The sequence below is a fragment of the Botrimarina hoheduenensis genome (assembly GCF_007859815.1).
In the GTDB taxonomy this organism is placed as follows: domain Bacteria; phylum Planctomycetota; class Planctomycetia; order Pirellulales; family Lacipirellulaceae; genus Botrimarina; species Botrimarina hoheduenensis.
This window is the reverse complement of record NZ_SJPH01000003.1, coordinates 114,994-132,019: the sequence shown is the minus strand read 5'-3', so window position 1 is coordinate 132,019 and position 17,026 is coordinate 114,994. Positions and strand designations below refer to the sequence as shown.

The window sequence follows — 17,026 nt, the reverse complement described above, 5'->3', positions numbered from 1 at the left end:
GCGATCGATGAAAGATTCAACCGAGAAGAACGCGCAGGCATCGGCACCCGAGCGATATGAGTCGCGCGTGATGGAAGCGTTCGAGGAGCTGTGGGGCACGTTTGTTGATCCTCACGAGGCGTTTGCGGGCGATGGCGAAGAGCTTTGGAGCACATTGAATGGTCGAGGTGCGGGGTCGTCGGCCGCGTTCACACCGCCGCAACTTGAACAGCTGCGTACAGAGTGCCGTCGGCTGGCGATCGAAAACGAATTCGCTATCAACGGACACGAGAACCGCATCAGCTACCTTGTGGGGACAGGTCACCTCTATCAGGCCAGCGTACGCAAAGGATCGGCTGGTCCTGAAGAGCATGCGCAGCACGTGCAGGAGGTGATCGATGAGTTCATGGAAGAGAACGATTGGCACGCGCGACAGCAGGAAATCGTTCGGCGAATGGACCGCGATGGCGAAGTTTTCTTGCGCTGGTTCGCGAGCGCAGACGGGAGGACAGCCGTTCGGTTTATTGACCCCGAGCAGGTGGCCACACCGAACGATCGGGCACTCGATCCGGCAGCCAGCCATGGAGTGCTGACCGACCCACGCGATGTCGAGACCGTGCGTGGCTACTTTGTCGATGGCACCCTGTTAGAGGCGGATCAGGTTCAGCATCGTAAATCCAATGTGGACCGCAATGTTAAGCGGGGCTTACCGCTCTACACAGCCGTGCGCGGCAATCTGCGCCGAGCGGATCGATTACTGCGGAACATGAGTGTGCTGGCCGAGATCCAGACGGCAATCGCGCTCATCCGAAAACATCGCAACGCAACGCGGAGCGGAGTGGAACGCTTTGTGGCAGATGCCTCCACCGCGGAGAGTACGGATCGCTACAACCGTGTGAAGCGTGTCACCCAGTACGGACCGGGAACGATCCTCGACGCCCCGGCGGGGCTTGATTACCAGTTCCCGACAACCGGCATTGATGCGGGGTCGTATGTGACCATCCTGCAAGCTGAGCTGCGCGCGATCGCGGCGCGACTGGTGATGCCCGAGTTCATGTTCACTTCCGACGCGTCGAATGCCAGCTACGCCTCGACGATGGTCGCGGAGGGACCGGCGGTGAAGATGTTCTCCCGATTGCAAGCGTCGATGATTGCCGACGATCGCAAGCTGCTACGGGTGGTGCTGCGGAACGCGGTGCGAGCGGGGCGGCTGTCCGAGCTTTGCTTGACCCATGTGCAGCTGCAGGTCGAGCCGCCGACCCTGCGGGTGCGTGATCGCTTGCAAGAGACACAGATCGATCGGATCGCTTACGAGAAGGGAGTTCTCTCGCCGCAAACGTGGAGCCAGCGGTTGGGCTTTGACTACGAGCAAGAGCAGCTCAATCGTCGGATGCACGAAAAGTCGGCGAACGCTGCCCTACCGGGAGCGTAACGACAAATCCGCGCGCTGGCCAAGAATTGAATTAGGGTACACAAGTACATCTGTTTATAATACGCCTATGACACAGAACGCCGGTACCGTCGCTGCTAACGCCCCCCTAAATGCCAGGCGGAGGGGCAAAGCCCAGCAAGCCGAGGCCGCTTTTTGGCGGCTCATGCAAGAGTCTTCGCGTGAAGATTTTTACGGCACGATGACGCTTACTCTGAGCGTGCAGAGTGGCCACGTGCAGCAGGTGCGGATGACAACCGATCGTCTGCTGAAGTGAGCGGACGGGCGGAGCGCGATGCGTTTCGCCACTGAAATTACCTGATCGGCATCGAGCCGAGCCTCTGGTCACCGCGACCGGTGGGCGTCCTTCCTCGAGCCCTTCTTTGCCCGCTAGCCGGGAGAGAAGGGCTCTTTTCGTTTCTGGAGTCACGATCCATGCAGCAAGCGAAGAACGCGGCCTCGGCCGCTCCGATAGCCGCTGAGCCAGCGCTATCCCAGATGGTTCAAGAGTACGTGGATTCAGCAGGGCAGCGTTTGGCGGCTGATCCGCGGCGGGGGGTGTTGCGGGGAGTGAAGCTGCTCGGTCTGCAATCGCGCAACGGGCGTGTCTATCGCGAGGAAGCGCTGCGATCGGCGATGCACTTGTACGACGGGGCGAAGGTCAATGTGAACCACCCCAGCGGCAACCCGCTCGCAGCGCGGGATTATCGGGACCGCTTGGGCATGATTCGCAATGTTTCGTTAAGGACGGGAGAGGGGCTGTTTGGCGACCTCCACTACAACCCCCGCCACGCCCTCGCCGAGCAGTTGGCATGGGATGCGGAACACGCACCCGAGAACGTTGGTCTTTCGCACAACGTTGCGGCCCGGACCCGACGCGAGGGAGAGCAATTGGTTGTCGAGGCGATCGCACGGGTTCATAGCGTGGATCTTGTCGCTGATCCGGCAACAACGTCGGGCCTGTTTGAACAGACAGAATCGCTAGCCAACTCGGCAACGCCGACGCCCACGAGCAGCCCCCATGAAGAGCTAGACGCTCTGCGCGAGGAGGTGGCTGCGTTGCGAAGAGCGGAACTGGTGCGCCGAGTGCTTGAGGAGAACGGGCTCGGCGGTGCTACCGAATTGGGAGTGGACGATCGGTTGCTGGCGTCCCTCGAAGCGGCGACCGACGAGGACACGGTGCGGGCTTTGATCGCGGATCGGGCCGAGCTTATGCGGGCATTGCAAGAACGCTTGGTCGTGCGGCCGACGTGCGAGAGCCGCGAGGCCGAGCCGCTAGGGGGCCCAGGCAAGCAAAGGGTTGAGGGGGTCGCCGGATTCGTGGCGGCGGTGACGGGTCGTTAGACGAAGGCTGACGCGGTCCGTGTAGGGCGGTTTGTGAGTTTCCTTTTAATGCGGAGTGAAGAGCGACATGGCGAATCATATGCGATGGCGATACGGGGATACGAACCCCGTGACGCATCCCGTCCAGAGCGACGTGGTGATCGAGATTGGAGACCTGCTGTACCTCGAGGGATCGACGGTCAAGCCGGCCTCGGCGGCAGCCGACGCGGGTACAGCAACCGCGAATCAGGCGGTGTTCCACGATGCGTTTGTGGGGGTTGCGATGCAGGCCTCGCCAGCGGGGCGCGCCGGTTCGATCCGGATCGCGACGACGGGTGTCTTCGAGTTTTCTGGTGACGCGGCGGTGCGTCCGCTGGGCCAACTGGTAGGCGTTGCGGAGAACGCGGGTGGCGACGCCCTTGAGGATCAGAAAGTTGGCACGGTTGCCAGCGTTCAAGAAGCGATCGGACGGTGTGCGCAGCGCGTCGATCCGGCCTCGTCCCGCGTTTTGGTCGACGTTGTCGGCACAACGACGCGCGGTGGTCCGCAGGAAGTTGCCTGACGCGACGAAGTGTCTCGGGCCGCGTCGACCGATGCGGCCTCATTCCTCCAGCCATAAAACGGAGAAGGTTATCGTGCCCCTGGTGAACTATCGAGAATTGAAGCGGCGTTACGACCTTGACGGTCGTGAGAAGACGACACAGCATTTAAGCGAGGCCCTCAGCGGCGGGGATCTGCGCCCCGAAGACTTCAGCATCCGCGATCTGGCCGAGGCACTGATCCCCGACGGCCAGGCGTGGGTACGGTCTCTGGATCCGCGGAGCGGATCGACAAGCTTGAGTGAGTCGTCCGAGGGGGTCGATGCGTCGGCCTTCCAGCAGATCGCCGGCCAAATCATCCACAATCGCATTCTTGCGTCTTACGAATCGGAGGTCTTTGTCGCCTCGCGGTTGGTGGAGACGATCCCGACACGGCTGGATGGCGAGAAGATTCCGGGCGTAACGCGGATCGCGGATCAGCTTGACGAAGTGGCTCCCGGGATGCCTTTCCCCAGCCTCGGTTTCGATGAAGAGTACATCGAAACCCCTTCGACGATGAAGCACGGCTTTATCGTGCCGGTAACGCGCGAAGCGATTTTCTTTGACCGCACGAATCTGATCCTTTCGCGTGCGGCAGAGGTTGGTGAGGTGCTGGGCCTCAACAAGGAGAAGCGCTTGCTCGACGTGATCCTTGGCGTGACCAATCCCTACAAGCAGGCGGGGGTTTCGTACGACACGTATCAGGCAGCCGGTCCGTGGGTGAATGTGCTGACGGGCAACGAGCTTGTCGACTGGACGAGCGTCGACCGGGCTGAGCAGGTTCTCGCCGAGATCCTTGATCCTGCTACCGGTGAGCCGGTGCTGGTTAAGAGTACGACGGCGCTTGTGATGCCGGCGTATCGGCACGCAGCGCATCGTACGTTTAACGCGGCAGAGATCAACTACACGCCCGCAAGCGGTTCGACAACGACGATCGCTGCGAACCCGCTTGGCAACTACCGGGTGGAAGAGAGTCGGTTGGCTTATCGCCGGGCGATTGCCTCGGGCCTCGGCGCGGCGGATGCGAAGAAACTGTGGTTCCTCGGCGACTTCAAGCGCGCGTTCGCGTACATGGAGAACTGGCCGATCACCGTGACGCAGGCCCCCTTGGGTAGCGAAGCGGACTTCACCAACGACATCGTGCTGCGTTTCAAGGCGAGTGAGCGTGGGGCGGCGGCGGTGCTCAACCCGCGTTTCGTTGTTAAGTGCTTTGGCTGATGCTTACCGAGTCCGAGGCATGATTGGGGCCGCGGGAAGACGTCGGCAAGGCCTGTGGGAAATACCGCTGCCAGTGCGCGGTTCCCGCGGCCCCAACATTTTTAAGCACCGCCATTGCGAGTGCGGCGCACTACTTATCCGAGAGGAGGATCCGATGGCGGCGGGCGACACGCTGCTGACCGGGGGCGCGATGGCGGGGTTTCCGCTCGCTAGTGGCGCTCGACTTGATCTGAGAAACGGTCAACCGGTTCTAGACTTTACCGATGCGGCGGAGGAAGCCGTCGATTTCCAAGGCGTGATGCCAGCGCATTACGCGGGCGGATCGTTGTTGCTGCGGATGGCATGGTCGGCAACCGTTGCGACTGCCGGCCAAGTCCGCTGGGGGATCGCCCTCGAGCGACGAGCCTTTGTTGGTAGTGGCTCTCCGCATGATCTCGATAGCGACGCTTTTGGCACCGAGGTGCTCATGACCTCAACCGCTCCAGCGGTATCGGGGCAGCTTCAGCTTATCGAACTGACGTTGCCGGGAGTGGCTACGACCGGCTTAGTTGGCGGTGAAGGGATCCGCCTGCGAGTACGGCGCCTCGGTTCGGCGGTGGAGGACACGATGAACGGCGACGCCGAATTCGTGGCGCTCGAGCTGCGGGAGGAAGCGTAATGGCGATCGGCCTGAATGGAGCGAGCTATCGGACAGGGCCGATTGCCGCGCTTCCAACCAGCCCGCCGCTGACGATGGCCTGCTGGTTTCGCGCACAGGCGAGCCTCTCGACGACCCTGATCTCGCTGAGCAATTCGAGCTTGAACGACGATTATTTTCAGCTGGGGATCCGCGCGGAGAATCGGGTGGCGGCGGTGGTCCGCGACTCGGCGTTCTTACTGGCCTACGCACCAGGCAGCTTTTCGCTGGGTGAATGGTGTCACGCAGCGGGGGTTTATTACTCAACGACCGAGTCGGTCGCGGCACAGGACGGTGCGCTGGGTTCCGTGCTGGTGAAATCGGAAACGGTACCGGTTGCGATCGATACGGTGAGCCTTGGCGCACTAGTACGGCCGACTCCGATCCCGAACTTTCAGGGCGACCTTGCCGAGGTGGCGATCTGGTCCGCGGCACTCGAGCCCTGGGAGTTGGGTCTGTTGGCCAAGGGGTTGCGGCCCGATCGATTGTGGAGCCGACGCGAAAGTTTGGTTCTCTACCGCGCGGAGGTGCGGGGTGTGGCAGCAGATGATCGCGGTCCACCGCTGACCGAAGTGGGAGTGCCGACGGTTACACGGCATTCACCAAGCTTGGGCCAAGAAGAACTTGCGCTGGCACGGTGTCGACGGCGGCCGCTTCGTCCGGCATGGACCGACGCCGGAACAGTGACGCGCGGGGGAGTCGCGACGGGCGAGGCGACGGTGGCGGGATCAGCAGCCGGACTGATCGGTACTCTTGCAGCAGGGGGAGAAGCATGACGGGAGTTAAAGAGATCGAGGGAGTTGTGTTTGAAGGTGCGAGCGCTGTGCTGTTGGCCCGCGTGACGCACACCGACGGTTCACCGATTGTTCCGGGCGAGATCAGTACGGTTGTCTATACCGTTCGAGAGCGCTCGGGTTGTGATGGACAGACGCAGGGAGTGACCGGCCATATGTCGGTCAGCTTAACCCCCGCAGACGTGCTGCTGTCAACGCTACAAACATCCGGCGAGTGGTCGGTCGATGCAATCGGATTCAACTTCCGTCACGAGATCGATGTGCTAACGAACCTCGCGTTTCCGGTGGCCGGACGAGGCTATGAGGTGCGATACGTGCTGACCCCCTACGTTGGTCAGCCAGTGGTGATGCGTTTCCTAGTGAGGGCCCTGTGATGACCGACCGAGAACAGATTGAAGCGATCAAGCAGCTCACGTTGGGCCAGATTCAAGAAGTGCGCGCCAATACGAAACCGACTTACTGGATCGATGGTCAGCGGGTTCACTGGGAGCAGTACGTCGAGTCGCTCCAGCGGACGGTCGATTGGTGCGACCAGAAGCTCAACGATGACGATCCCTATGAATTGGTTACCAGCGGGGGGAACACCAGATGAATGTCGCCGATTGGAATGCCGAAGAAGACTTCACCAGGGTGCTCGACGCGCTGGAACCGGTCCGTGTTGTGCGCGAAGGCTGCGATCAGGTGATCGACTATCCCCGTGCTTGGCGATTCGTCGAGAGTGAGGCTCCGATCGGCGAGCGAGCTGACGCGGTGCTCCGCAGCGATGCGATCTGGCATCTTCCGGCGATTGCCGGAGAACGCGAACCAATGGTCGGCGATCGGTTGATCGATGGCGCGGGGGCGTGCTGGACACTGCGGCGAGTCAAGCGGTTGCGGGCGGCGACACGGTTTGTCTGCGAAGCGCGGAGCACTCGCCTTTGCAGCGCTCAAGCCTGTTGGGTGCGGCTTGATGGTCCGGTTTGGCAGACCGGGGTAGAAGGACCAGAAATCGTCGATTGGCAGCCTGATCGACTTGCGGTTTCGGCGGTCATCGAGGTGCTTGCCGCGGACATCCCCGCAGAGGACCCTTCTGCCGCGAGAGAGCGGGTGCGGATCACCTTCGCGGAGCGGATCACAGCGGGTCCACAACAGCGGGTGGTCACACCGCGTGGGGAGGTCTACCAACTCATTGACGCGGTATCGGATCCGGCTCCGGGTACGCTGCCCAGTGTGACGGCCTTAAGCGTGGTGACGGTTTAGTTGACTCGTCAGGTTATTTAACTGGTCAGGCGAGCGCCGACGCCATGGCAGTTGATCGGGCGAGGGCGCGGTTCTCGCGGCGGACGAGTTGGCCGCAAGCGGCGTCAACGTCGCGGCCCATCGAGTAGCGGATCGTGGTGGGCAATCCGGCCGCCTTGAGCCGCTCGCCAAAGCGCTCGATCGTTGCCCGATCGGAGCCAACCAGATGCGGCGCGTCATCAACAGGATTGTAGGGGATTAGGTTCAGATGCACCCGGAGCGTTCGTGACCACTCGATCAGGCGGTCAGCATCTTCGGGGGCATCATTAATGCCCGCCAGCATCAGGTACTCGAGCATCACGGTCGTTCGGTCGGATTGCAAGGCATTGAGCCTTGAGACGGTTCCGCGAAGATCGTGCAGGGGATATCGCTTAGCGAGGGGGATGATTCGTTCGCGCACCGCTTGGTCAGCGGCATGCAGACTAATGGCGTAGTTGACCCGAGGAAATCGTTCGGCCATTCGCTCCAGAGCGTCGGCTACGCCAACGGTGCTGAGGAGTATGCGGGAGTGCGGGTGATGAAATCCCTGTGCGGAAGTCAAAAAATCGAGGGCCTCTGAAACCGACTGCTCATTGTGTAGAGGTTCGCCCATTCCCATGAAGACGAGATTGCGAACCCGTCGCCCCTCGGCCGAGAGCTGCCGATTTGCTTGGGCCACCTGATCGAGGATCTCCGCGGCGCTCAGGTCGTGCGCCATTCCCATGCGTCCCGTGGCGCAGAAGTCGCACTTGGCGGCACAGCCGATCTGGCTTGATACGCACAGCGCAACGCGACCGGTGGCCGCACGGAGCAGCACGGATTCGATCGCGTAGCCCTCAGCGGTCTTGAAGATTAGTTTCGAGGCACCGTCGATGCCCGAATCGAAGCGTTCGCAAAGTGTCAACGCCGTCAACGCGATCTGGCTGCTGAACTGGCGTCGAAGCTGAACCGGCAGCGTGAGCAGCGCGTCGCTCGGTGAGCGGTTGTGCTTAAACAGCGCGGTCCGCAGCCGGCGGACGAGTCCCGGATCAAACCGGAGGACGCGGCGCGCCTGCTCGACCGCTTTATCTTCGTAGATCGAAGGCGTGCTGGCTGTCGGGCGGACAATGCTCAGGGGTAGAGAGGGCATGCGGGGACGGCTTAAGCGAGCGGTGTCTTGTGAGGTTGGCCCGCCTCTTCGCGGACGAGTCGGGGGATTGCGTAGCCGGGAAGTTGCTGGCGGAGTTCGCGGATGAGCTGAACGCCCCGACCGGCCGAGGCTTCAAAGTGAGCTGCCCCGGTGACGCGGTCAAGCTCATGAAGATAGTACGGCGCGACGCGGTTCTCGATCAGCCGATCGCTCAGGGCCGCGAGGGCCGCAACCGAGTCATTAACGCCCTTGAGCAATACCGACTGATTTAACAGTAACGCGCCGGCGGCGATTAGACCGGATAAGGCGTGCCCGACCGCGTCGTCGATCTCATGGGCGTGATTGATATGGACGACGATTACCTTGGTAAATCGCGATGCGGCGAGCCGCTGTTGCAGGGCCTTTGTGACCCGATTGGGGATCACGATCGGTAGCCGGGTGTGGATCCGGAGCCGGCGGAGGTGGGGGATCGCCTCAAGCTGGTCCAGCAGGGCACCTAGCAGCGGATCAACCAACATCAGGGGGTCACCGCCGCTGAGAATCACCTCGGAGAGGCTTGGGTCGTTGCGGAGTTGTTCCAGCGGCTCTTCCCAACCGAGGCGTCCGGCGGGCTGGTCTTGGTAGGGGAATTCACGGCGGAAACAGTAACGGCAGTGGATGGCACAGGCCCGTGCGGCGATCAGCAGCGCCCGACCATGGTATTTTTGGAGGAGACCAGGGACGCGGGTTGCGGCGCTATCTCCCACCGGGTCGGTACCGAACCCGGGGACCCAGGCGGCTTCTGCCTCGTCGGGCCAGATTTGCTTTAGGAGCGGATCGTGGGGGTCACCCGGCCTGATCCGCCCCACAAAGGGGAGGGGGGCGATTAGCGGAAAGTGGCTGAGATTGGCCGCCCGGGGCAAGGGTGCCGGTAGCTCCAGATGCCGGTATAACTCGGCCGGATCGCGGATTGCGTGGCGGAGATCCGTTTGCCAAGCGGCTTCGGGAGTCGGCGAGGACCGATCGAGATCCGCGAGCTGGGCCGATTGGGGGCGGACAGCCTCGCGCCGCTGGGATAAACTCGTCATCGATCGCGGGCGGTGGGCTTGCAGTGAAACAGCATCTCCAGTTCGGGAACCTGCCGAACGACCGGATGCTGATCCCGCTTAGCTTAACCGCCTGTCCCCTTTCCTACACGACTACTACTACAAGAAGAGAACCGCCCGTGGGTACTATTAGCACGAGCGATTTCCGCAAAGGAATGAAGGTCCAGATCGACGGGATCCCGTTCCTGTGTACGGAAATGAACTTTCGCAAACCCGGAAAGGGCACCGCTCTTTACGAGTGCAAGCTCAAGAATCTGATACGCAACACAGTGGTTGACCGTACCTATCGGGCGGGCCAGACACTGGAAGAAGCAGACATTATGGAGTTCACCGCCCAATATCTTTACAGGCAGGGCGAAGGCTTCGTATTCATGAACAACCAAGACTACGAACAGTACGAACTCAACGCCGAGCAGGTGGGAGACGTCGCCCGGTTCCTGAAGGAGAACATGGACTGCCAGGTGATGACTTTCAACGACCTGCCGATTGCGGTCTCGGCACCGAATCACGTTGTGCTCAAGGTCGTGCAAGCGGAGCCGGCTCCGAAGGGCAACACCGCCACCGGAGTGCAGAAGCCTGTGACCCTCGAAACGGGCTCCGACATTCTCGCCCCGGCCTTTATCAATGAGGGAGATTGGCTGCGCGTTGATACGCGCACCGGTGAGTACATCGAGCGGACGAACGCGCCCGAGGGCGAGGTCTAAGCCACGGGATGGCCGCTGAGGCCAATCCCCCTCAACTTTTCCCGATCGGAGATAATGCCATGGTTCTCGGTCCTGTGCTGATCGCGGTGCTAGCCCTCGGTGGCGTGGCGCTGCTGCTCTTCTTCTATGGGGTAGGCGTCTACAACCGCCTTGTGACCCTTAAGAATCGCTTCCAGAACGCTTTTTCGCAGATCGAGGTCCAGCTCCAGCGGCGCTACGACCTGATTCCCAATCTGGTTGAAGTGGCTAAGGGTTACATGGGCCACGAGCGCGAAACGCTCGAAGCGGTCATCTCCGCCCGCAACCAAGCGGTAGGCGCGTTGAAAGCGGCATCGGCAGCACCGGGTGATGCCACCGCGATGGCCAATCTCGCGCAGGCCGAGCAGGGGCTGGGCGGGGTCTTGGGGCGTCTGTTCGCAGTGTCGGAAGCCTATCCCGACCTGAAGGCCAACGAGAACATGGCCCAGCTGACCGAAGAACTGACCTCGACCGAGAACAAGGTGGCGTTCGCTCGGCAGGCGTACAACGATCACGTGACCGAGTACAACACGTACAAGCAGACTTTCCCGCCGATCTTTTTCGCCGGCCTGCTTGGTCACGGTGCCGATGCCGAGTTGCTAGATTTTGACGACGCCGTGATCAACGAAGCCCCCAAAGTAAGCTTCTAGCCATCGTGGTGAGGTTTCGGCACACGCCGGCGGCAAGGGGTGCCGCGCGCAAGGCTTAGAGGTTGGCGCGCGGCTAAATGACCGGGGCGAAGGGAGCCCGCTATCCGACGCTCGGCATCGCAAATGGCCACCGACTTTTTTCAACGGCAGGCAGACGCACGCCGGACCACGGCGTGGTTGATCGGTGGTTTCTTGATTGCCCTGGTGGGAATCGCAGCGGCCGTCTTCGGTGTGACGACGCTGCTGACGAGTTTGCACTACGACGGGGCCATGAAGCTCGCGGGCGAGCCCTTCCCCTGGCAGGCCCCGATCGGCGCGGCGACCGGGGCCGCGGGCCTCATCGGCCTGGGATCGCTCTATAAAGTCGTCGCGCTGCGCGCGACTGGCGGCACGGGCGTTGCCGAGAGCCTAGGAGGCAAACGCCTCTCGCCCGACACACGCGATCCGCTTGAACGCCGGTTGCTGAATGTGACCGACGAGATGGCGATCGCCTCGGGGACCCCCTCGCCCCCCGTGTTTCTTATCGAAGAACGGGGTATCAACGCCTTCGCCGCGGGTTACTCGCCCAGCGACGCGGTGATCGGCGTTACACGCGGCTGTGCCGAAGGCCTCACGCGCGACGAGTTGCAGGGCGTGATCGCTCACGAGTTCAGCCATATTCTCAATGGCGATATGCGGATGAGCATCCGCATGATTGGTATCCTGCACGGCGTGCTGTTGCTGGGGCTGATCGGGCAGATTGTCGTGCGGATCATCTTCAATTCGGGCGCGACTTATGACTCACGCCGTTCGGGAGATGACAACTCGGGGCGGGGTGGCGCTGCGGTGATCGTTGTGTTGGCGATCGGCGTCGCGCTGATCGTGATCGGATCAATCGGCAGCTTTGTCGGCGGACTGATCAAGGCGGCTGTCTCGCGGCAGCGTGAGTACCTGGCCGATGCCTCGGCCGTGCAGTTTACGCGTAACCCCGGCGGTATTGCCGGAGCACTGAAGCGGATTGGAGCGGCGATCGGAGGGGGTCGGATCAAGCACCCTCGAGCCGCGGAACTGAGCCACATGTACTTCACGCAAGGCGTCTGGGAAGGCTTCTCGTCGCTCATGGCGACGCACCCGCCGCTGGACAAACGGATCCGCGCTCTCGATCCGGCCTGGGACGGTGTGTTCGTGGCGTCGAAACTCCCCGCTTCGATCCCGTTCGAGGCTGCCGGTACCGTCGGTCTCGCCGGTACGACGGCGGCGGTTCCGGTGGGGGTGGTTGCCAACGCCGCCAATCAGGTTGGTGATCCCGAGGAGTCGCATCGCCGGTATGCGGAGCAGCTGCTGGCCGCGATCCCGGCGTCGGTCCTCGCGGCAACGCGCGAACCCTTTGCCGCTCGGGCGGTAGTGTATGCCTTGTTGCTGGATCGCGATCCGGTGGTCCGTAAGGATCAGAGTGGCCTGCTCGCCGAGATGGCCGATCCGCGAGTTGTTGGTGTCGTGCGTCGGCTGGCCCCCGAGTGTGCGGAACTCGACGCCCGGCTCCGGTTGCCGCTGATTGATCTGTTGTTGCCGGCGTTGGCTGCGCTGTCGCCCCCGCAGTACCAACGCTTCACCCGCGTCGTGCGGGCGCTGGTAGCCGCGGACAATCGGATCGGTTTGTTCGAGTGGACCCTCTCTCAGATCTTGCTGCGGCACTTACGCCCTAAGTTTGAACGGGTGCGCTCGCCGCGGCTGCGTTGGAACTCTTTGGCAGAGCTGGGACCGGCCGTTTCGATGGTGCTTGCGACACTCGCCCACGCGAGTCGCGCCGAGGACGCCTTCGCCGCGGGAGGGGCCAAACTCGGCGGAGTGCCCTTGCGGCTGCCCCCCCGGACGGAAGTTTCGCTGGACCGGTTTCGCGAGGCACTCGAACAGATCGCGCAAACGCCCGAGAATGAGCGCGGCAGGCTGATCGATGCCGCGGCGGCAGTGATCTGTGCCGATCAAGAAGTGTCGGTCGCTGAGGCCGAGTTGCTACGCGGCGTGTCGGACTTGCTCGATTGTCCGATGCCTCCCCTGCTGGCCGGACAGCCGCTGCCCGCCGAAACCGTGGTGCGCGCGTGATCCCCTTGGAGAATCTCCGCCGCCGGGCGCGGCTGCTGGCGGAGTTACGCCGATTTTTCGTTGAGCGCGGCTTTCTCGAAGTCGAAACGCCCCTCGCTTCAAGCGAAGTGATTCCCGAGCAGCATATCGAGCCGATCGCTCTGGCTGATGGTTTGCACTTCCTGCAAGCCTCGCCCGAACTGCATCACAAGCGTCTGCTCTGTGCGGGGGCTGGTGCCTTATTCGAGATCACTCGCTCCTTCCGCGGGTTTGAACGCGGTCCGCTGCATCGCCCTGAGTTCACGATTGTGGAGTGGTATCGCCCGGGAGACGATCTGGCGGCCGGCATGGCGCTGCTGGACGAGCTTTTACAATCGCTGCTGGGCTTGCCGGCGGCAAAACGCACGAGCTATCGCGAGGCGTTCCAGCGGACGCTCGCGATCGATCCGCACACTGTTCCGATCGAACAGCTCTGCACGCTGGCGGCACCGCTGCTCGGCCATCCGGACGAAGCGGAACTCGCCAGCTGGGATCGGGATGACGTGCTGAACGCGCTGCTATCGCTGGCGATCGAGGCGGGTTTGGGAGCGTCAGGCCCCGAGCTGCTGTACCACTATCCGGCGACCCAGGCAGCGTTGGCGCGCACCGCCCTCGACGGGCACGGTGTTGAGGTCGCCGAGCGTTTTGAGCTTTACCTGCGGGGCATCGAGCTGGCGAACGGTTACGACGAGCTGACGGACGAAGTCGTGCTCCGCACGCGGCTTGAAGAAGTGAACCGTCGCCGCGTCTTACAGGGATCGTCATCGCTCCCCCTGCCGGAGCGATTGTTGAGCGCGATGGCGAAGGGCCGGCTGCCGGCGTGTACAGGGGTGGCTCTCGGGTTCGACCGGCTCGCCATGGTGGCCGTGGAAGCGCGTGAGATCACCGAAGTGGTGGCGTTCGCCGATTCATAAGCGTGCCGCGGCCGCGGTGGCGATCCGATGATCCTCAGGCGGCTATTCGGCCGACCCGTCTGGCTGAGCGACCCGCTCCCAGGTTTCGAAGGTGAACGCGCACTCGTTCTTCTCGTCGGCTTCGTGTCGCTGGGCAGCGGTGAGTTGCCAAGCGGCGGGGTCGAGCGTCGGGAAGGTCGCATCGCCGGCGACGGTGGTCTCGACCCGTGTGAGATGCACGCGATCGACCAGCGGAAGGGCAAGCCGATAGATCTGGCCGCCGCCGATGACGAAGACGCGTTCGTGGCTGACGTCCTCGATTGCCGAAGCGATCCTCACCGCGTCGTGAAGCTCTTGCGTGACAAAGACGCCGGCGTGTCCCGGATTGTAATCCTGCGAACGGCTCAGAACGATCGATGTCCGACCGGGGAGTGGCCGGCCGATCGAGGCGTAGGTTTTGCGGCCCATGATGAGCGCGTGGCCCATCGTCAGCCGCTTGAACTGTGCCAGATCGGCGGGCAGTCGCCAGGGCAGGTCACCCTCGCGGCCGATCACGCCGTTGACGCTTGCCGCGACGACAATCTCCAACCGCGGCCGGGGTTTGCCATCTCTCGCGAGGTTGGCATCGTGCGGGCGGACGTTACCGGGAGGTGTCGTTGGGCCGCTCACACCGCCACCGGTGCCTTGATGTGCGGGTGGGGGTCGTATCCCTCGAGCGTGAAGTGCTCGTAGCGGAAATCGTCGATCGCGGTGATCGACGGATCGATGAGGATCTTGGGAAGCGGTCGCGGCTCGCGAGCGAGCTGGATCTGTGCCTGCTCCAGATGGTTCTCGTACAGGTGGGCGTCGCCCAGGGTGTGGATGAACTCACCCGGTTGGAGCCCGGTGACCTGAGCCATCATCATCGTCAGCAGGGCGTAGCTGGCGATGTTGAACGGCACGCCGAGAAACACATCGGCCGAGCGCTGGTAGAGCTGGCAGCTCAAGCGGCCATCGGCTACGTAAAACTGGAACAGTAGGTGGCACGGCGGGAGCGCCATATCGGGTAGGTCGGCAACGTTCCACGCGCTAACGATCAGCCGCCGGCTGTCGGGCTCACCGCGGATCTCATCGATCACCTCGGCGAGCTGGTCGATTGTGCGCTCGCCGTGGCCATCTTCTCCCGCGACGCGCCACGACCGCCACTGCTTGCCGTAGATCGGCCCGAGATCGCCGTCTTCGTCGGCCCACTCGTCCCAGATGGTGACGCCGTGCTCGTTCAGATAGGCCGTGTTGGTTCCGCCCGCGATGAACCAGAGCAGCTCGTGCAGGATCGACTTGAGGTGCAGTTTCTTGGTCGTGACGAGCGGGAAGCCTTTGCGCAGGTCAAACCGCATCTGGTAGCCGAACACGCTGCGTGTGCCGGTGCCGGTGCGGTCGTGCTTGGCGACGCCGTGTTCGTGGACAAAGCGGAGGAGATCCAGGTACTGGTGCATGGCATCCATCCTAACGCCTGTGGTGCTGCCGCCAAGCGCCGAGTTTTTTGGGGCGCGGGGGAGAGTGGGTCTAGCCAACCACGTTCTTGAGCAGCACGCCTACGCCGTAAGCCAGTCCCGCCGCTGCGCCGCCAACCGCGAGCGTTTCCCCCCCCGCCAGGGCCCAGTGCTCTGAGACCAGCCGGCCCTTGGCGGCACCGATCCCAAAGAAGGCGATCGCCGTCAAAAGCGTGCTGAGGCCGAAAGGCGATTCGATCGCCGCCGGCGCCAAAAAGTCGACAATAAACGGCAGCAAGGGCAGCAAGCCGACCAGGAAAAAAGCCACAAAGGTGGTTACCGCTGCCCGCCAGGGCGACGGCCCGCTCAAGGGCAGCCCGTGCTCTTCGCGGATCATGGTATCGACCCACTGCTGCTCATCGCTGGTGATGACCTCGACGATTCTTTCGAGATCGTCGCCGGTAAAACCTTTGGCGGAAAAAATCTGGCGGATCTCTTCGCGCTCGCCTTCTGGGTGATGGGCGATGTGCGCCTCTTCGGTGCGGCGTGCTTTGGCACGCAGCTGTTCCTCGGCGCGCGTGCCCAGGAAGTTGCCCGCGGCCATGCTGAAGCCGTCGCCCACAAGGTTCGCGGTGCCCAGCACAATGACGATTCCCGGTGAGAGGCCGGCTCCCGCCACGCCCGAAACCACCGCGAATGTCGTTACGGCACCATCAATCGCGCCGTAGATGAAGTCTTTCAGGTAGCTATGCTGCGCGCCCAGGTCGAGCCGTTCGCGCACCGCGTCGGGATGATGGTCAGCAACAAGCGCGCGGAACTCGCGAGTCGATGTGGGGCCGGCAGGTTCCATCGGGCACCTCGGGTTGTCGCCGCTTGGAGAGAAGTGCGCGAATCGCGCGGGGGTCCGCAACGGCTACTGGGCCATGAGTTCGGCAACGACCTTGGCCAGCAGCTGCGGATCGTCCTGCTGGCGCAGGTGCGCGATCCGGTCTTCTTTCATGCCGGTTTTCTTGAGAGCCGCCTCGATCATGCCCCAGGTCTTCTCGCGTTTCTTGCCTTCGGCCAGATACAGCTCGGTGACAAGCTCTTGCAGCCGTTGCAGGCCCACCGCCTCGCGGTTGTCGTAAAAGTCGCGGATCTTCCGCTGCACGTTTTTGGAGAACTGGCGGTCCATCGCGGTAGGGTTTCCGTCGGGTCGAAAAGGTGTGAAATGGGGTCCTATCGAGACTACCTGCCGGGCCTAATTCCGGCGAGGGGACTCTCCCCCCGCCCCCGGGGTTCCGCTTTGCAGGGGAGCCGGCCTCGATCGGTTGTTGCCCGATCGGTTGCTACAATCAGGGGAGCATCGCCGTGTCGCTGAGCCATCGCTGACCCCGTGCCCGTTCGCCATCATGAAGCAGATTGTTGCCGTCGTGAAGCCTTTTCTGGTCGAGCGGGTGCTCGAAGCGCTGCGGCGTGCGCCGCTGGAAGCCATGTGGGTCACCGAGGTCAAAGGGGTCGGCAAGCAGAAGAGCTATCTCGACCAGTACACCGACAGCGAGTACTCGGAGGGCTTCCTGCCCAAAGTCGAGCTGAACCTGATGGTCGATGACCCCCGCGTCGATGAGGTAGTCGAGCGAATTATCGAAGTCGCGCGGACGGGACGGATGGGAGACGGCAAGATCTTGGTCCTGCCGGCGACCGCCGTCGATGCGGCGCTGGCCTCGGAAGACTAGCACGCT

Annotated in this window: 21 protein-coding genes; 15 read left to right on the top strand and 6 right to left on the bottom strand. The window is 62.7% G+C overall.

Annotation, left to right across the window (positions count from 1 at the left end; genetic code table 11):
• The first annotated feature begins 7 nt into the window (after window positions 1-7).
• The 10 genes from Pla111_RS07785 to Pla111_RS07740 all read left to right on the top strand — a co-directional run bounded on the left by Pla111_RS07785 (window position 8) and on the right by Pla111_RS07740 (window position 7,236).
• Complete coding sequence (locus Pla111_RS07785) at window positions 8-1,411, top strand: phage portal protein (protein WP_146573065.1); 1,404 nt, start codon at window positions 8-10, stop codon at window positions 1,409-1,411.
• 67 nt (window positions 1,412-1,478) lie between these two features.
• Window positions 1,479-1,685 (top strand): hypothetical protein, encoded by a 207-nt coding sequence (locus tag Pla111_RS07780; protein ID WP_146573063.1) that lies wholly within the window; start codon window positions 1,479-1,481, stop codon window positions 1,683-1,685.
• 158 nt (window positions 1,686-1,843) lie between these two features.
• Window positions 1,844-2,752, top strand: coding sequence for a hypothetical protein (locus tag Pla111_RS07775; RefSeq protein ID WP_146573061.1), 909 nt, complete (start codon window positions 1,844-1,846; stop codon window positions 2,750-2,752).
• Window positions 2,753-2,861: 109 nt separating this feature from the next.
• Window positions 2,862-3,293, top strand: a complete 432-nt coding sequence (locus Pla111_RS07770) for a hypothetical protein (protein WP_146573059.1) — start codon at window positions 2,862-2,864, stop codon at window positions 3,291-3,293.
• A gap of 31 nt (window positions 3,294-3,324) precedes the next feature.
• Entirely contained in the window at window positions 3,325-4,527 is a 1,203-nt protein-coding gene (locus tag Pla111_RS07765) for a phage major capsid protein (protein WP_146573057.1), read from the top strand.
• A 154-nt stretch (window positions 4,528-4,681) separates the two neighbouring features.
• Window positions 4,682-5,185, top strand: a complete 504-nt coding sequence (locus tag Pla111_RS07760) for a hypothetical protein (protein ID WP_146573055.1) — start codon at window positions 4,682-4,684, stop codon at window positions 5,183-5,185.
• Window positions 5,185-5,979 (top strand): LamG-like jellyroll fold domain-containing protein, encoded by a 795-nt coding sequence (locus Pla111_RS07755; protein WP_146573053.1) that lies wholly within the window; start codon window positions 5,185-5,187, stop codon window positions 5,977-5,979. Before Pla111_RS07760 ends, Pla111_RS07755 begins: the two co-directional genes overlap by 1 nt.
• Window positions 5,976-6,371, top strand: coding sequence for a hypothetical protein (locus Pla111_RS07750; RefSeq protein ID WP_146573051.1), 396 nt, complete (start codon window positions 5,976-5,978; stop codon window positions 6,369-6,371). Before Pla111_RS07755 ends, Pla111_RS07750 begins: the two co-directional genes overlap by 4 nt.
• Entirely contained in the window at window positions 6,371-6,589 is a 219-nt protein-coding gene (locus Pla111_RS07745; RefSeq protein ID WP_146573049.1) for a hypothetical protein, read from the top strand. The genes Pla111_RS07750 and Pla111_RS07745 overlap by 1 nt, the downstream gene beginning before the upstream one ends.
• Window positions 6,586-7,236, top strand: a complete 651-nt coding sequence (locus Pla111_RS07740) for a hypothetical protein (protein ID WP_146573047.1) — start codon at window positions 6,586-6,588, stop codon at window positions 7,234-7,236. Before Pla111_RS07745 ends, Pla111_RS07740 begins: the two co-directional genes overlap by 4 nt.
• A 25-nt stretch (window positions 7,237-7,261) precedes the next feature.
• Here Pla111_RS07740 and rlmN read toward each other — a convergent pair whose 3' ends face one another.
• Window positions 7,262-8,383 (bottom strand): 23S rRNA (adenine(2503)-C(2))-methyltransferase RlmN, encoded by a 1,122-nt coding sequence (rlmN, locus tag Pla111_RS07735; protein WP_146573046.1) that lies wholly within the window; start codon window positions 8,381-8,383, stop codon window positions 7,262-7,264.
• 11 nt (window positions 8,384-8,394) lie between these two features.
• Entirely contained in the window at window positions 8,395-9,450 is a 1,056-nt protein-coding gene (gene epmB, locus Pla111_RS07730) for an EF-P beta-lysylation protein EpmB (RefSeq protein ID WP_146573043.1), read from the bottom strand.
• Between the two features lie 137 nt (window positions 9,451-9,587).
• On the opposite strand from epmB, the gene efp reads away from it, so the two are divergent.
• From efp to epmA, 4 genes are all read left to right on the top strand, one after another.
• The gene (gene efp / locus Pla111_RS07725) at window positions 9,588-10,172 is read left to right on the top strand and encodes an elongation factor P (RefSeq protein ID WP_231930820.1); all 585 of its coding nucleotides are present in this window, start codon (window positions 9,588-9,590) and stop codon (window positions 10,170-10,172) included.
• Between the two features lie 59 nt (window positions 10,173-10,231).
• A complete protein-coding gene (locus tag Pla111_RS07720; RefSeq protein WP_146573039.1) occupies window positions 10,232-10,840 on the top strand; it encodes a LemA family protein in 609 nt (202 codons plus the stop codon).
• Window positions 10,841-10,963: 123 nt separating this feature from the next.
• Window positions 10,964-12,922 (top strand): M48 family metallopeptidase, encoded by a 1,959-nt coding sequence (locus tag Pla111_RS07715; protein ID WP_146573037.1) that lies wholly within the window; start codon window positions 10,964-10,966, stop codon window positions 12,920-12,922.
• Window positions 12,923-12,927: 5 nt separating this feature from the next.
• Window positions 12,928-13,854 carry an EF-P lysine aminoacylase EpmA gene (gene epmA, locus Pla111_RS07710; RefSeq protein WP_197524856.1) on the top strand — a complete coding sequence of 309 codons (927 nt, stop codon included), beginning with the start codon at window positions 12,928-12,930 and terminating at the stop codon, window positions 13,852-13,854.
• A gap of 42 nt (window positions 13,855-13,896) precedes the next feature.
• On the opposite strand, the gene Pla111_RS07705 is transcribed toward epmA, so the two are convergent.
• From Pla111_RS07705 to Pla111_RS07690, 4 genes are all read right to left on the bottom strand, one after another.
• Entirely contained in the window at window positions 13,897-14,421 is a 525-nt protein-coding gene (locus Pla111_RS07705) for a dihydrofolate reductase (protein ID WP_146573033.1), read from the bottom strand.
• Between the two features lie 77 nt (window positions 14,422-14,498).
• Window positions 14,499-15,308 (bottom strand): thymidylate synthase, encoded by an 810-nt coding sequence (locus Pla111_RS07700; protein WP_146573031.1) that lies wholly within the window; start codon window positions 15,306-15,308, stop codon window positions 14,499-14,501.
• Between the two features lie 70 nt (window positions 15,309-15,378).
• Complete coding sequence (locus tag Pla111_RS07695) at window positions 15,379-16,155, bottom strand: VIT1/CCC1 transporter family protein (RefSeq protein ID WP_146573029.1); 777 nt, start codon at window positions 16,153-16,155, stop codon at window positions 15,379-15,381.
• Between the two features lie 63 nt (window positions 16,156-16,218).
• Entirely contained in the window at window positions 16,219-16,479 is a 261-nt protein-coding gene (locus tag Pla111_RS07690) for a hypothetical protein (protein WP_146573027.1), read from the bottom strand.
• Between the two features lie 217 nt (window positions 16,480-16,696).
• Here Pla111_RS07690 and Pla111_RS07685 point away from each other — a divergent pair, with 217 nt between their 5' ends.
• Window positions 16,697-17,020, top strand: a complete 324-nt coding sequence (locus Pla111_RS07685; RefSeq protein ID WP_146573025.1) for a P-II family nitrogen regulator — start codon at window positions 16,697-16,699, stop codon at window positions 17,018-17,020.
• Window positions 17,021-17,026 lie beyond the last annotated feature (6 nt).